The organism is Streptomyces montanus (assembly GCF_005786655.1).
Classification (GTDB): domain Bacteria; phylum Actinomycetota; class Actinomycetes; order Streptomycetales; family Streptomycetaceae; genus Streptomyces; species Streptomyces sporangiiformans.
This window is the reverse complement of sequence record NZ_VBZC01000027.1, coordinates 67,179-81,415: the sequence shown is the minus strand read 5'-3', so window position 1 is coordinate 81,415 and position 14,237 is coordinate 67,179. Positions and strand designations below refer to the sequence as shown.

The 14,237-nt window shown below is 69.9% G+C and carries 14 protein-coding genes; 6 read left to right on the top strand and 8 right to left on the bottom strand.

Annotated elements, in window-relative coordinates; genetic code table 11:
* Positions 1–8: 8 nt before the first annotated feature.
* The 3 genes from FE633_RS24355 to FE633_RS24350 form a co-directional block, all read right to left on the bottom strand.
* Complete coding sequence (locus FE633_RS24355) at positions 9–1,751, bottom strand: asparagine synthase-related protein (protein ID WP_138047310.1); 1,743 nt, start codon at positions 1,749–1,751, stop codon at positions 9–11.
* A gap of 78 nt (positions 1,752–1,829) precedes the next feature.
* The gene (locus FE633_RS49825) at positions 1,830–1,949 is read right to left on the bottom strand and encodes a keywimysin-related RiPP (RefSeq protein ID WP_425473220.1); all 120 of its coding nucleotides are present in this window, start codon (positions 1,947–1,949) and stop codon (positions 1,830–1,832) included.
* A 297-nt stretch (positions 1,950–2,246) separates the two neighbouring features.
* A complete protein-coding gene (locus FE633_RS24350; RefSeq protein WP_138047309.1) occupies positions 2,247–2,756 on the bottom strand; it encodes a GntR family transcriptional regulator in 510 nt (169 codons plus the stop codon).
* Between the two features lie 289 nt (positions 2,757–3,045).
* On the opposite strand from FE633_RS24350, the gene FE633_RS24345 reads away from it, so the two are divergent.
* The 4 genes from FE633_RS24345 to FE633_RS24330 all read left to right on the top strand — a co-directional run bounded on the left by FE633_RS24345 (position 3,046) and on the right by FE633_RS24330 (position 6,520).
* Complete coding sequence (locus FE633_RS24345) at positions 3,046–3,498, top strand: helix-turn-helix domain-containing protein (protein ID WP_138047308.1); 453 nt, start codon at positions 3,046–3,048, stop codon at positions 3,496–3,498.
* Positions 3,499–3,890: 392 nt separating this feature from the next.
* Positions 3,891–4,094, top strand: a complete 204-nt coding sequence (locus FE633_RS48630; protein ID WP_246113809.1) for a hypothetical protein — start codon at positions 3,891–3,893, stop codon at positions 4,092–4,094.
* A gap of 2 nt (positions 4,095–4,096) precedes the next feature.
* Positions 4,097–5,221, top strand: coding sequence for an MAB_1171c family putative transporter (locus tag FE633_RS24335; protein WP_138047306.1), 1,125 nt, complete (start codon positions 4,097–4,099; stop codon positions 5,219–5,221).
* A gap of 90 nt (positions 5,222–5,311) precedes the next feature.
* Positions 5,312–6,520: an amidohydrolase family protein gene (locus FE633_RS24330; RefSeq protein ID WP_246113808.1), complete on the top strand. Its 1,209-nt coding sequence runs from the start codon at positions 5,312–5,314 to the stop codon at positions 6,518–6,520.
* A 365-nt stretch (positions 6,521–6,885) separates the two neighbouring features.
* Here the strand turns inward: FE633_RS24330 and FE633_RS49535 are convergent, their stop codons facing one another.
* On the bottom strand, positions 6,886–7,083 hold the full coding sequence (locus FE633_RS49535; RefSeq protein ID WP_212747270.1) for a hypothetical protein: 198 nt from the start codon (positions 7,081–7,083) through the stop codon (positions 6,886–6,888).
* Positions 7,084–7,255: 172 nt separating this feature from the next.
* Entirely contained in the window at positions 7,256–7,876 is a 621-nt protein-coding gene (locus FE633_RS24320) for a TetR/AcrR family transcriptional regulator (RefSeq protein WP_138047304.1), read from the bottom strand.
* A gap of 193 nt (positions 7,877–8,069) precedes the next feature.
* On the opposite strand from FE633_RS24320, the gene FE633_RS24315 reads away from it, so the two are divergent.
* The gene (locus FE633_RS24315; RefSeq protein ID WP_138047303.1) at positions 8,070–9,719 is read left to right on the top strand and encodes an amidohydrolase; all 1,650 of its coding nucleotides are present in this window, start codon (positions 8,070–8,072) and stop codon (positions 9,717–9,719) included.
* Positions 9,720–9,864: 145 nt separating this feature from the next.
* Positions 9,865–11,352, top strand: a complete 1,488-nt coding sequence (locus FE633_RS24310) for an APC family permease (protein ID WP_138047302.1) — start codon at positions 9,865–9,867, stop codon at positions 11,350–11,352.
* An 84-nt stretch (positions 11,353–11,436) separates the two neighbouring features.
* On the opposite strand, the gene FE633_RS24305 is transcribed toward FE633_RS24310, so the two are convergent.
* From FE633_RS24305 to FE633_RS24295, 3 genes are all read right to left on the bottom strand, one after another.
* On the bottom strand, positions 11,437–12,882 hold the full coding sequence (locus FE633_RS24305) for a glyceraldehyde-3-phosphate dehydrogenase (protein ID WP_138047301.1): 1,446 nt from the start codon (positions 12,880–12,882) through the stop codon (positions 11,437–11,439).
* A gap of 106 nt (positions 12,883–12,988) precedes the next feature.
* Positions 12,989–13,456, bottom strand: coding sequence for an MSMEG_6728 family protein (locus tag FE633_RS24300; protein ID WP_138047300.1), 468 nt, complete (start codon positions 13,454–13,456; stop codon positions 12,989–12,991).
* 60 nt (positions 13,457–13,516) lie between these two features.
* Positions 13,517–14,140, bottom strand: a complete 624-nt coding sequence (locus tag FE633_RS24295; RefSeq protein WP_138047299.1) for a DUF998 domain-containing protein — start codon at positions 14,138–14,140, stop codon at positions 13,517–13,519.
* Positions 14,141–14,237: the final 97 nt, after the last annotated feature.

Below are 14,237 nucleotides of genomic sequence, written 5' to 3'. Positions count from 1 at the left end.
AATGGTGCTCAGATGGTGCGCAGCCATATCTCGCAGGCCAGCGTCGAGTCGAGGCCGGCGTAACGCAGTTCGGGCGAAGACGGCTGCAGCGTGATCCTGACGAGCTTGTCCGCGTCGACCAGTCCCATCCGGGCGAGGCGGGAGTCGTGCCACAGCTCGGCGATCCGGGCCCGGTTCTCCCGCAGGCCGTTGGCGGCGTCGGTGGACGCCTCTCCCTTGGTGTCGCGCCCGAGCACGGTGGCGGGCACGACACCGCGCATCGCGGCTTTGAGCAGCGGCTTGTACTGCCAGGGCGACGACCGGGCCTCCGGCCGTACCGCCCAACACGCCTCGATGACGCGGTCGTCGAAGAACGGGCTGGCCATCGGCAGCCCGCCCTGCTCGGCGACCTGGTGGAGGACGCGAGTCACCCGTGTCCCGTGGTGCAGGACGTTCAGCTCGTTGTGCTGCGCCCGGGTCTTGCCCAGTGGTGCGGCCGACTGCGCCGCCTGCCGCATTCTGCGGCGTACGGCGGCGACGGCGTCCGGTGTCGCCCAGCCGGGAAGCCGGGGCGGGACGTCCCACGCGAGGACGTCCGCGCTGTGGGGCGCGGCGCGGGATGCGGTGAGCCGGTCCGCGCTGTCGGCCAGCCACTGGCCGTACGGCCTGCGGTCGCTGATCACCGAGAAGGCGTCCCGGAGCGACCACCTGTTGTGCGCCCGGTAACCGCGGATGTGGCGCAGGGCCCGGACCGGGTCGGTGGTCAACCGCTCGAGAGCGTGCGCCGGGTGCCCCCACAGGACATGGTCGCCACCCATGCCGGTGAAGTGCAGTTCGGCGCCGCGGGCCAGCATCTCGTCGTGGCCGGCGAGTTGCCGCGGCTGGTCGAGGATGGTCGGCACCGGTTCGTCGACCGGGCCGGTGACCTCCAGCAGACCGCTGTAGAACAGCGGGACGCGGTCGACGGCGAGCACGACGTGCTCCGCGTGGTCGAGATCGGCCGCGGCCAGCTTCGCCCAGTGGAGGTCGTCGTCTCCTGGGTCGCGGCTCGGCATGGTCAGTGCGACCGGGGTGGCACCGGCCGCGGCGGCGAGGGCACAGACAGCGGTCGAGTCGAGCCCTCCGGAGAGATCGGAGCTGACGGTGGTCGCCGCCCGCGTGCGCGCGCGGATCGCCGAGTCGAGCTCGGTCCGCAGCATCGCCGCCCCCTCGTCGAGCTCCAGCCGGGGCTCCGGGGGGCTCCACCACCGCGTGCACGAACTGCCGTCCGGGCCGGTGTCCAGCCGGAAACCCGGGGGGACGGCGTGGACGCCCCGCCACAGCGGGACGTCCCCGAGCGGATGAGGGACGGAGTCCAGCAGACGGACGGCGAGGAGTTCCTCGTCGAGGGGGGCGTCGAGCAACCCGGCGATTACGTCGGCCCGGTTGCTCGCCACCGTCACGCCCGGGGCGTCGCCGTAGAACACCCGCCTCATCCCGGACGCGGTGCCCTGCACTCGCAGCCGGCCGTCCGCGGCGACGACGAGGTGGAACTCGCCGCGCAGCGATCTTGCGACGCGGGCGGCGGACTCGATGTCCCGCTCGTCCGCGAGGCGTTGCGCGAGGTCGCGCTCGTCGGCGGAACTGCACCCGATCGCCGCGATCCGCAGGCCGTGCCGGGTGGTCGTGATGAACGCGGGGCCCCAGGAACCGATCAGAAAAGGGCGACCGGAAGGGTGGAGTACTCGCTTTTCCGCCGTGATTTCCGCTTGTTTTTCAAGATGCGAGGCCACGGCGAGGCCGGCCTCGCAATCAGGCAGTACCGCAAACCAGCTTTCGCCGTGGCCCGACATCATTCTCCTAGAGATCTCCTAGAGACCCAGCGGCAGCCGGACCCTGGGCTCGTGCGGACCACGCCGCAGGAATCCGGTGTCCAACCGGAAATCACCGGCAACGAACATCGCCGGCGCCTCGTAGATCTTTCGACCCATTCTTTTCACCCCCGTCCTGTGAGGAGTTGACGCGGTGACTTCAGTGGTCATCCGGTCGCTGGAGAATCTAGGTGGAGGCGATGGCGGCAATCAACGAGAAAACACTGCCGGTACTCTGGGTAGCCGTCGGAGGCACAACGCCCGCCGCGCTCCGGCAGGTGTACCTGGCCTGGGCTTTCTCCGGGAGACCGACGAGCCTGAACCCTGCCCGGGCGGGTCGAAGAGGTATAGCTTCTCTGGCACCATCTTGACCCTGTGTATTAGCTCCATTGCCACCATCCACCGTGGGGCGGGCCGTCACACAGTGCCGCGTCTGCCCGGTCTGAACGAGGCGTACGGCGGCTTTCCACCGCGACTCCGCGGAGTTTCCTCAGCCACCGCGGTTCGTGTGGCGGGCACCGGAGGAATCCGCTGCACCGCAGCGATGACGGCCGAGCGGGAGATCCCCGACGCGTCGGCCAGGTTGACCACGCGCCGGAGCTGCTCGGAGATATCCGCGATGTCTACGTTCTGAGCGGAGTGCACCACGACGGCGCCGCGACCTCGACCGAAGTCGATCAGCCCTTCGCCACGCAGCATCCGGAGGGCCCGGAGGATCGTGTTCTTGTTCGCGCTGTATTTCTTTCCGAGTTCCCCTGCCGGGGGCAGGTGCTCACCCCGACCGTAGACACCGGTCAGGATCTCCCATTTCAACTTCTGCTTTATCTGGACATAGAGCGGCGATTCGGCGCCCGCTGCGGCACCGGCACCCCGGTGACCGCCGATCGGCTCGACGTCGGATGCGACTGGCCCTGGCGCGGATTTCATCCCTGCGTTTCCCCCTCGCGCTTTTCCTTCATGGCACCGGCGCGGCGACGACGCCCCTCCGAGAGGGTTCCGCACTCCACCGCTCCGCCGTCACCGCCGGAGGTCAGCCGGCGTGACGTTCAGACATCAACTCGGATACAGGAGGCCGAGGTCATCACGTTTCACCACAGTCGAAACGCGCCCCAGCACCCTAACGCAGGGCTTGACACCCTTCAACTACCCTGAAGAGACTGCGCTTTGTACGGTTTCACACCAGTGGAGACCAAACAGCCGCAGCAAAGTAGGTTCCATGCCAGAACGAGCAGGTCTCAGCCTCGCAGAGAAGCTCAACCAGCTCTTCGCGACCGTCCGGCCCGATCCGGACCACGAGTACAGCAACGAGCAGGTCGCCGCCGCGATCCGGGACACCGGTATCTCCATCTCGCAGAGCTACATCTGGCAGCTGCGCAAGGGCAAGAAAACAAACCCAACTCTCAGACACATGCAGGCGTTGGCTCGTTTCTTCGGCGTTCCCGCCGCCTACTTCGTCGACGACGAGGCGACGGACCGCGTCACGCAACAACTCGAACTGCTCGCCGCCGAGCAGGCGCGGCTGCGGGAAGCGGGTCAGGGCAGCGACGTGAAAATGATGGCCATGCGTGCGGGACAGCTCTCCCAGGAGCACCGCAAGCAGGTCATGGACCTTCTTGACGTCGTCTACCGGCTGGAACAGGCGGAGCGCGGCACCGAAACGGATGACTGATCCTTTCTTGCTGACCGTCAACTCCTTGTGCTGTTGTGGGACGCGTCCGTACGACCGCATACCGCAATCGGAGCGACTCGTTGAACGAGCGACACTTACGCAAGCGATGCAAACGCACCCTCAGATCTCTGGGAATCCGGCCGCCCCTACAGGTGGACGTACTCTGCGAGCGCCTCGGTGAATACCGCGGCCGTCCCATCCGGCTCGTCCCGCATTCATTACCCGTTCCCGGACCGTTCGGGGCGTGGATCGCCACAGAGCGGGCCGACTACATCCTGTATCAGAAAGAAACCAGCCGCGCTCACCAGGACCACATCGTTCTGCACGAGGTCGGGCACATACTCGCGGACCATCGAAGCGACGAAAGCGACGGCGTTTCCTGGCAGTCGACGATGCCGGAGATATCACCCGACGTCATCAAGCGGGCGCTCCGGCGGACTTCGTACGACGAGGACCACGAACGCGAGGCGGAGCTGGTCGCCACCATCGTCCTGGAGTGGGCGTCCGTGCTGGACCGCGTGACACCGCGGACGCCGGACGACCCGTCGGCCCACCGGGTCCAGGCGGCTCTGAGCGATCGGCTGGGGTGGCTCTGACCGTGCTGACCCTTCTCCTCGGAATCGTCCTCGTCCTGGCACTCGTCTGGAAGCTCAGCCAGCTCGCCAAAGCCCCGTCGGACAGACTGCTCCAGGCCGTCTCGCTGTGCCTCGTCTGCGCCGCTCTCGCCTATCCCCTGGGCCTGGCGCCCGGCGCCCGGGCCACTGATTCCCTCATCGGCGGTGGCACGGCCAAACTCCTGCAGAACGTCTTTCTGCTCGGCGCCGTATACGCCCTGCAGTGCTTCTTCCTCCACTCCGCCTCCGACCGCGACACCGGCCGTCGGCGTGCGCGCAGGGAACTGATCCCGCTGGGGCTCACCGTCGCCGTCATCACCCTGGCCATGCTGGTGACGCCGGAGAGCGAGCGCAGCCACACGTACGCCACGGCGAACATGCGGTTGGCCGGAGTCGCGGTCTTCTATCTGACGGCCGGTCTCTACCTGGTGTACTCACTCGCCATGGCGCTGTGGTGGACCGTGCGCCACGCGCGCGTGTCCGGCAAGCCACTGCGGACCGGCCTGCGGCTGGTGGCGACGGCACTGAGCGCCATCGTGCTGGCCGGCGCCGTACGCGAGGTACTCAACGTGGTGCGCTGGCTCGGCGGTGAGGTGCATCCCGCCGCGATCACCGGCGCCAAACTCCTCCTCGACCTCGCCATCCCCCTCTTCGTCGTCGGGATCATCTATCCGGCGACCGTCACCCGCTGGGCGACCGCGCGCCTGTGGTGGCACCACCGCCGGACGTATCGCCGACTGGGCCCGCTGTGGACCGCACTGAACCGGGCGTTCCCCGAGGACGCGCTCAACCGGACGCCCTCGAGCGCCTGGCGCGACACCCTGCGCGTCACCGGAGTCCACCGGCGCTACTACCGGCGTGTCATCGAGTGCCGCGACGGCCTGGTCCACATCAGCCCGTACCTGGCCCGGCCGGGACCGGACGAGGAGCCCTCGGGTCCTCTGACGCCCGAGGTCGTCGCACGCCGTCTGCCCGAGGCGCTTCGCGCCCACACGGTCGGGGAGCCGGTGTCCACCCGAGCGGTGCCGGTCGCCCTGCCCAGCGGTGACGGGCTCGACGACGACGTGCGCCAACTCGTCGCACTGTCCGACGCCCTGCAGAAGGCTTAGCCGCCCACTGCATCACCCCACACGCACCCCTACACCCCCACCCCTGTCACCCCCACCCCCACACACTTCCCCCCCACAGGAGAATGCCAGATGGTCATCCCGACCGATGCCCTGATCGCGGCCGACCGAATGATCACCGGTCCTCAAGGACGCCACATCAGCGACGGCGCCGTGGTCGTGCAGGAGGGAATCATCAAGGACGTCGGCCCCCGGGCGGAGGTCGAGGCACGCGCCCCGCAGGGCGTCGCCCGGCTCCGCTTTCCCGAGGGCACACTGCTCCCCGGCCTCATCGACGCTCACGTACACCTCGTGCTCGACGCCGGAGCGGACCCGGTGTCCGCCCTCCAGGACACGGACGACGTGGATGTCTTCCCCGGCATGGCCGACCGGGCTCTGCAACTGCTCGACAGCGGTGTCACGACGGCGCGGGACCTCGGCGACCGGAATGGACTCGCCGTACGGCTGCGCACGGACATCGCGGCCGGCAGGCTGCCCGGCCCCCGTATCCTCGCGGCCGGCACGCCTCTGACCGGGCCCGGCGGACACTGCTGGTTCCTGGGCGGCGAGGTCGACGGGCCCGACGAAGTCCGGAAGATGGTGCGGCACAACGCGGAGAGCGGCGTCGACGTCATCAAGGTCATGGCCACCGGCGGGGGCATCACCAAGGGTGGCCCCCCGATCTGGCAGGCGCAGTTCACCACCGAGGAACTGCGCATCGTCGTCGAGGAGGCACGACGGGCCGGGCTCCCCGTCGCGGCACACGCGCACGGCACCGAAGGCATCGCGGGGGCGGTGGCGGCCGGCGTGGACACCATCGAGCACTGCACCTGGATGGCCCCGAACGGCTTCGAGGAATCCGAGGAACTCGTCGCCGGCATCATCGCGAAAGCCATCCGCGTCTGCCCGGCGGCCAGCCCCGACTGGCGGGGCTTCGCCCGGCGCTTCGGCCCCGAACGTGCCGAGGAGATGTTCGGCCGGCTGCGCGCCATGAGCCAACGGGGAGTACGCCTGATCGCCGGAACGGACGCCGGCGTCACCAGGGCCGTCTTCGACGACTTCGTCTCGAGCCTGGAGTTCTTCCAGCACATCGGCTTCACGCCGGCCGAGACCATCGACGCGGCCACGCACGAGGCCGCACAGGGCCTGGGCGTCGCCCACGAGACCGGCACGCTCCGTCCAGGTCTCCGGGCCGACCTCCTCGTCGTGGACGGCAACCCCCTCGACGACCTGCAGGCCCTGCGCAGGGCGCGCCTGGTCGCCTCGGGGGGACGCCTGCACACTCCCGGTCCGCGGCGTTGAGTCCTGGCGCGCACCGAGCCACGCCGCCCGAGCTCCCACGGCGACAAGTACGGGCCGGGAGCGGGCGGCCGTTGGCTCGAGGGAAGACGCTGATTCGGTCCTGACCCACGAGGACACCGTGGCGATGCACACCCTCATGACCGGCCGTGCCCTGACGGGTCAGGCGGCCTTTCGGTGACTGGTGCGCGCCGGATCACCGCCTCGCTGGACCAAGGCGTGCGCCGCGGCAAGCTCCGGCGCGGAACGCGATACCGCGCTCGACTGCCTGCGGGTCACGACCGACCTCGAGTTCAAGGACCCGCTGCACGCCGCGCCACCGCTGCTGCTGCGCCGAGAGCATCGGGCTCGCGCGGTCCCGCCCCCTCTCAGCCGAGTTCGGTCAGATCGCCGTCGGTGATGCGGCGGCGCAGGAGGAACTTCTGTGTCTTGCCCATGGCGTTGGCGGGGACATCGTCGGTCACGTACCAGTGGCGTGGTGTCTTGTGGGGGGCCAGTGCTGTGCGCAGGTGCTCATGGAGTTCGGCGGCAGTGGGGGGACGGCCGCGATCGTCGGGACTGATCACGGCGGCGAGCCGGGCGGGGCGACTTCGGCCAGTGCCACGCGATCCGGCGCGGCCGCGGCCGCCCTGCGCAGCACCTCCCCCGCTGTCAGTTCCTTCCACAGTCGGCGCTGACCGGGAAAGCGCGGCCGCGAGGATCCCGGCCCTCACGCGCCGGCCGGCTGCGACGGAACCCTCAGCCGCGCAGCAGGTCGCGGAAGCCGGCGAGGAGGGCTCGCAGGCCGACATCGAAGGCGTTCGTGGCGCGGCTGCGGTCGGCGGGTGTGTGGTCGAGTACGGCGCTGAGGTGGGGGGCGGTTTCGCGGGCGACGTCGGAGACCATGACCGGGGGTGCGACGAGGTCGAGGGCGGAGCCGAGGATGAAGTTCTCCAGGGCAGTGATCAGCGGCATGACCTGGTCCTCGGCAAAGCCGGCGGTCAGCAGCAGCTCGGCGGCGTTCTCGTACATCGCGTGCATGAAGGGTTCGGCGAGCGGGGCGGTGGCGAGGAGCGGGACCGCGCCGGGATGGGCGGCGAAGGCGGAGAGGTAGGTGCGGGCCCAGCTGTCCAGGGCCTGTTCCCAGGGCTGGGACCAGATCTGTGCGTCCTGTCCCGCTCCGGTCGTGAGCACGAGTTCCTCGCGCATGAGGGAGATGATCTCGTCACGGCCGGAGACGTGGTGGTAGAGCGCGGAGGGGGCCACGCCGAGGGCCCTGGCCAGGGCCGGGATGGTGAGGGCGCCGTTCTCGTCGGCCAGGCGTAGTGCCGCGGCGCCGATGCGGCGGCGGTCCAGCAGGGGTGTGCGCGGCCGTCCCACAGAGCTCCTCGTTCCCTTGCGCGGCGGGATTCGGCCCACTCGCCTCCGCCACCGCAACCCAACCGTTACCGAATGACTTTCAGTTAAACCCTTCCCGGCGATCCGGGCGCCGCCTACATTACCGGAAACCGAATGCCTTTCAGTTAGGCGGCCGGGGCCACATCCGCGTCAGGAAAGGGCACCTCCACACGCCATGCATGCCGACATCGTCTTCACGGGTGGGACCGTCAGGAGCGGGGACGCGTCCGTCCACGACGCCCTCGCGGTCACGGACGGCAGGATCAGCGGACTCGGCGCCGAGGCGCTCGTCGCCCGCGGCCCTCGGACGACCGTGGTCGACCTGGCGGGCGGCGCGCTGCTGCCCGCCTTCGGCGACGGTCATGTGCACCCGGTGCTGGGCGGACTCGGACTGCGCGGCGTGCCCGTCCGAGAGTGCGCCTCCGTGGAGGAGATCGTCGAGGCCGTACGGCGCTGGGCCGCCGAGCACCCCGAGGCCGAGTGGATCACCGGGGACGGCTTCGATCCCTGGCTCGCCCCCGACGGCCGGTTCGACGCGCGGTGGCTGGACGCCGCCGTCTCCGATCGGCCGGTCGTGCTGCGCACCACCGATCACCACACGGCCTGGGTGAACAGCGAGGCCCTGCGCGGTGCCGCGTACACCGCCGCCACCCCGGACCCGGCCGGCGGGGAGATCGTGCGCCGGAACGGATCCGCCGAACCGCTGGGCACCCTGCGCGAGTTCGGCGCCCTGAACCCGGTCCTCGCTCTCGTCCCGACGCCGTCCCGTGAGGCACACGTCGACGCCCTGCGCGAGGCATGCGCCCGGTTCGCCGCCTCCGGAGTGACATGGGTGCAGGACGCCCTGGTGGAGCCGCACCACGCGGACGCCTGGGTCACCGCTGCCACCACCGGGCCCGGGCTGCCGGTCCGCGCCGACCTGTGCTTCCTCCTGGAACCCGACGGCTGGCGCGAGCGGATCGCCCGGTTCGCCGCCGACCGCGAGCGCGTGGAGAGCGCCGCGCCCGGAGTACTCACCGCCCGCAGCGTGAAGTTCTTCGCGGACGGTGTGATCGAGTCGGGCACCGCGTCCCTGCTGGAGCCCTACACCGACTGCCCGCACTCGCACGGCATCGCCACCTGGACACCCGGCGAACTCGCCGCGGCCGTCACCGCCGTCGACGCCCTCGGCTTCCGTCCGCACCTCCACGCCATCGGCGACGGCGGGGTCCGTGCCGCCCTGGACGCCATCGAGGCCGCGGCCCGTACCAACGGCCCCCGCGATCGCCGTCCGGTCATCGCCCACGCCGAACTCATCGACCCCGCCGACCTGCCCCGTTTCACCGAACTGACCGTGATCGCCAACCTGCAGCCGCTGTGGGCCCAGTGCGACCCCTTGATGAGGGAGCTCATCCTGCCCCGCATAGGCCCGGAGCGCGGCGGACGGCAATACCAGATCGCCACCCTGCTGGCCGCCGGCGCCCGCGTCTCCTTCGGCAGCGACTGGCCCGTCACCTCCCATGAGCCACTGCGGGGCATCGCCACCGCAGTCACCCGCCAGACGCCCGACGGGACCCCCGCGGGCGGCTGGCTCCCCGCAGAGCGGATCGACACCCCGACCGCTCTGGCCGCCTACTCCACGGGCTGCGCCCACCAGGCGTTCGAGGAGAAGGAATGGGGCGCCCTGCGCCCCGGAATGCGCGCCGACCTGGTGCATCTCGCCGCCGACCCGATCGGGACGGCACCCGCCGAACTCGCGCGTCTGCCCGTCCTGGGCACCTGGCTCGCCGGCCGCCGCACCCACGACGCCGCCGCTCCGGACGGCTCGTGTGCCGGGAGACGATAGACGTACCGTCGTCATCGACACGTCAGACGTACGTCGTCACCAGACGTACTCGGACACCTTCGGACGTACGTCGTCGTCACGGACCGGCCCGCGTGCCCAGCCCCTCCCCTCGCCCCCTCACCACACGCACCACGCGGAGACCTCCATGACCGAGCCCCTCGTCCCCACCGCTTCCCAACAACCCCCGCAGGCCACCGGACCCGGCGCGAGCCCACACCTGCAACGCGGCACGCTCGGCCTCGCCGACATCGTGTTCTTCGTCGTGGCTGCGGCGGCCCCGCTGACCGTGATGGCCGGCATCGCCCCGCTCGCGATCCTCTTCGGCGGCATCGGCGCCCCGGTCGCCTATCTGGCCATCGGCGTGCTGCTGTGCTTCTTCGCGGCCGGCTTCACCGCCATGACGCCGTACATCCGCAACGCGGGCGCCTTCTACTCCTACATCGCCCGGGGTCTGGGCCGTCCGGCCGGGCTCGGCGCGGCACTGCTCGCCGTGTTCTCCTACAACGCCCTGCAGATCGGCACGTTCGGGGCCTTCGGCTTCTTCGCCGCCGGAACCGTCAACGACCTCCTCGGCGTCGACCTGCCCTGGCCGGTGTACGCCTTCGCCGGGATCGCCGTCGTATGGTTCCTCGGCTTCCGCTCGATCAACCTCGGCGCCAAGGTCCTGGCCGCGCTGCTGATCGCCGAGACCGCCGTCCTGGTGCTGCTGGCCGGCGCGATCCTGATCAAGGGCGGAGCGAGCGGCCTGAGCCTGGACTCCTTCGCCCCGTCCCACGTCTTCACCTCGCAGATGAGCGCCCCGCTCGGTCTGGCCGTCGCCGCCTTCATCGGATTCGAGGCGACCGCCATCTACCGCGAGGAGGCCCGCGACCCCGACCGCACCGTGCCCCGGGCGACCTACCTGGCCGTCGGTTTCCTCGGCCTCTTCTACACCTTCGTCGTCTGGGTCATCGTGCAGGCCTTCGGCAGTGCCCAGGCCGTGGGAGCCGCCGCGCGGAATCCGGCCGAGATGTTCTTCACGGCCATGACCCGCTACGTCGGCGGCTGGGCCACCGACCTCCAGCGCGTCCTCATCGTCACGAGCCTGCTGGCCTCCCTGCTCGCGTTCCACAACGCCATCACCCGCTACGTCCACGTCCTCGCCGCCGAGCACACCCTGCCCGCCGGCCTGGGCCGGATCCACCCCCGGCACGGCTCGCCCTGGAGCGCGGGCATCGCCCAGACCCTGCTGGCCGCCGTGGTCGTCGCCGTCTTCGCGGCGATCGGCGCCCACCCGTACAACCAGTTCCTCCTCTGGGTGAACACCCCCGGAGTGGTGGGCATCCTCGCGCTCCAGACGCTGGCGGCCTGCTCCGTCGTGTCCTTCTTCCGCCGCAACCCCGCCACGCGCGGTGAGAGCGGCCTGCGCACCCTGGTCGCACCCGCCGTCGCCGCGGTCCTGCTCACCGTGACCACCGGGCTTGTCTGTACGCGCCTGGACCTGTTCACCGGCGCCGGTCCGGCCGTCAACTGGACGCTGGTCGCCCTCACCCCGGCCGTCTTCCTGACCGGTGTCGTCCTCGCCGCGCGGATGCGCCGCCGACGGCCCCACGTCTACGCCAAGCTCGCCACGACCGACGTCGACGCCGGCTGAGCGCACGCGACGGTCCCGTCACCCTGTCCTGCACGGGTGACGGGACCGTCCATGAACGTCTCCGGGGTGTACCCCTGTGGTGAATCAGTCCGCCGGGGCGGGGTACGTCGGGTACTCCACGCCGGAGACGTGCTGGACGACGCGGATGACCTGGCAGGAGTAGCCGAACTCGTTGTCGTACCAGAGGTAGAGGATCGCGTTGTCGCCCTCGACCTTGGTGGCGCCGGCGTCGACGATCGAGGCGTGCCGCGAGCCGATGAAGTCGCTGGACACCGCGTCGGGGGCGCTGATGAAGTCGATCTGGCGCTTGAGCGGCGAGGTCAGTGACACATTGCGGAGATGGTCGAGGACCTCCTCGCGGTTGGTCTCGCTCTCCAGTTGTAGGTTGAGGATCGCGATCGAGACGTTCGGCGCCGGGACGCGGATCGAGCTGCCGGTGATCCGTGCCTTGAGGTCGGGCAGCGCCTTGGCGACGGCGGAGGCGGCACCGGTCTCGGTGATGACCATGTTGAGCGGCGCTGAGCGGCCGCGGCGGTCGGAGCTGTGGTAGTTGTCCAGCAGGTTCTGGTCGTTGGTGAACGAATGGATCGTCTCCACGTGCCCACGCTGGACGCCGTACTCGTCCGCCATCGCCTTCAGCGGCGGGACGATCGCGTTGGTGGTGCAGGAGGCACAGGACAGGATCTGCTCGTCGGGCTTGATCGTGTCGTGGTTGACGCCGTGGACGATGTTGGGCACGTCACCCTTGCCCGGCGCGGTCAGAACGACCTTCTCGATGCCGGGGCGGAGGTGCTTCGACAGGCCCTCGCGGTCACGCCACTTGCCGGTGTTGTCGATGAGGATGGCGTCCTTGATGCCGTACGCCGTGTAGTCCACCGACGTCGGGTCGTCGGAGTAGATCACCTTGATCTCGTTGCCGTTGGCGATGATCTTGTCGCTGGTCTCGTCGACGGTGATCGTGCCCTGGAACTGACCGTGGATGGAGTCACGACGCAGCAGCGAGGCGCGCTTGACGATGTCCTGGCCGCCGCCCTTGCGGACGACGATGGCGCGCAGCCGCAGACCGTTTCCGGAGCCGGCCTTCTCGATGAGCAGACGGGCGAGGAGCCGGCCGATGCGGCCGAACCCGTAGAGAACGACGTCGCGCGGTTCCCGGCGCTCGATCTTGTTGGCACCCGTGGCGCCTGCGACGGCTTCGGCGGTGAACTCCTCCACCGAGAGACCGCGGTCGTCGGCCCTGTACGTCGCGGCGAGCATGCCGATGTCGATCTGGGAAGGGCCGAGATCGAGCGTGGTCAGAGCCCGCAGGAAGGGCAGCGTCTCGGTGACCGAGAGCTCCTCACCGGCGATCTGCCGGGCGAACCGGTGGGTCTTGAGGATGCTGACCACCGACTTGTTCACCAGGGAGCGGCTGTGGAGCAGGACCGTGACGTCCCTCTCCCGGTGCAGCTTCCCGATCATCGGGATCATCGACTCCGCGATCTCCTCGCGGTTGTTCCAGTCGGTGAACGAATCCTCGTTGACAGTCACAGGTTTCTCTTTCGAGCTAGGCGGCGCTCATATGCTAAACCCCCGGCCTCCATGGTCATTCACCGGGTGCCGCCCGAGGGGGATCACCGCCACGGGGTGGGCGTCGTCATCCGCCGCGGTCCGAGACCGGCCACAGGTACGGCAGCGTGTCCGGGACCCCGGGGAACTTCTCGGCGTAGTGGCTGGGGTTCTTCCGTACGAGAGCCGACTGGTGACTGCGGTGGAACGCCGGGTCGCCCAGCCAGGGTGGCAGTGCACCCGCCCGCCGGAGGGCGTCCTGAGGGCGCGGTTCGGCGATACCGGTCGCCGCGCCGAGATCCGCGCGCAGGGTATGGGCGCAGGTGTCCGCGCGCCCCAGGCCGCACCAGCGCCCGCACATCTCCAGCCCGTAGCGGACCAGCGCCTCCTCGTACCCGGCCCACATACGAACGGCGGGATGCCGCCTCCAGCCGTACCCGGGCACGGTCAGTCCGCGCAGCACCTGGATCGTCTCCACCCGCTGTTTGCCCAGACGCAGCGGGTCCAGCACCGCGGCGCTGCGGGTGAAATCGGGATAGGGCAGGAACGTCTGCATGATCCTCGCGGGACCTGGACGAGGTTTCGCCGTACGTCTTGGGTACCCCGCCGTGGCCGCCTAGTACCCGGGATCGCCATCAGGCCGGACCGGAGATTCCTCGTGTTCGGGCTGGAGGAGGCAGGAGGCGACGACGACAAAGGGCCACAGGGACTGAACGGCCGTCACAGCGCGTTCAGCCACGCCGGGGGCACCGTCACGATGGAGTTCGATCAGGAACCACGCCGCACCGATGCCCATCAGAGCGGTCACCACGATGGAGGGCGCGGGCCGGAGTCCCCATGGTGGGGCTCCGCTGCGATGGGCGGCCAGGACCGGCCACACCGCAAGGAGAGTGAATCCGACCACGACAACCGAACCGTGCCGCAGCGAACCCCCACTGCTCGGTGCCGGGAACAGCGCCACCACCAAGGCGGCAGCACCACCGGCGGCCAGCGCCACACGTCCGGCGAGTGCGGCGGGGCGCAGCCCCCAGGCGGTGAGCAGATGACAGGCACCCAGGGCGAGCAGCGCTCCGGTCATCACCCAGAACCCCGAAGCCCCGTCGGCCGCCAGGACGCTGATCGTTTGCCTGGTCGGGTTGTAGGCGGGCCCCTCGAGCCGCGCCGCGATCACCCAGCCTCCAACCAACAGGAAGGGCGCACACCCCGACGAGAGCAAAGCCCATCTAGGTACAAGTCGCATCAGACCACCGTAAAACGCCCCATCACCCCTCCGCCGCACACACGCGGGCGGAGGGAGTCCGAGCGGGCGACCGGTGGAGCGGAGGATGACGGTCCGG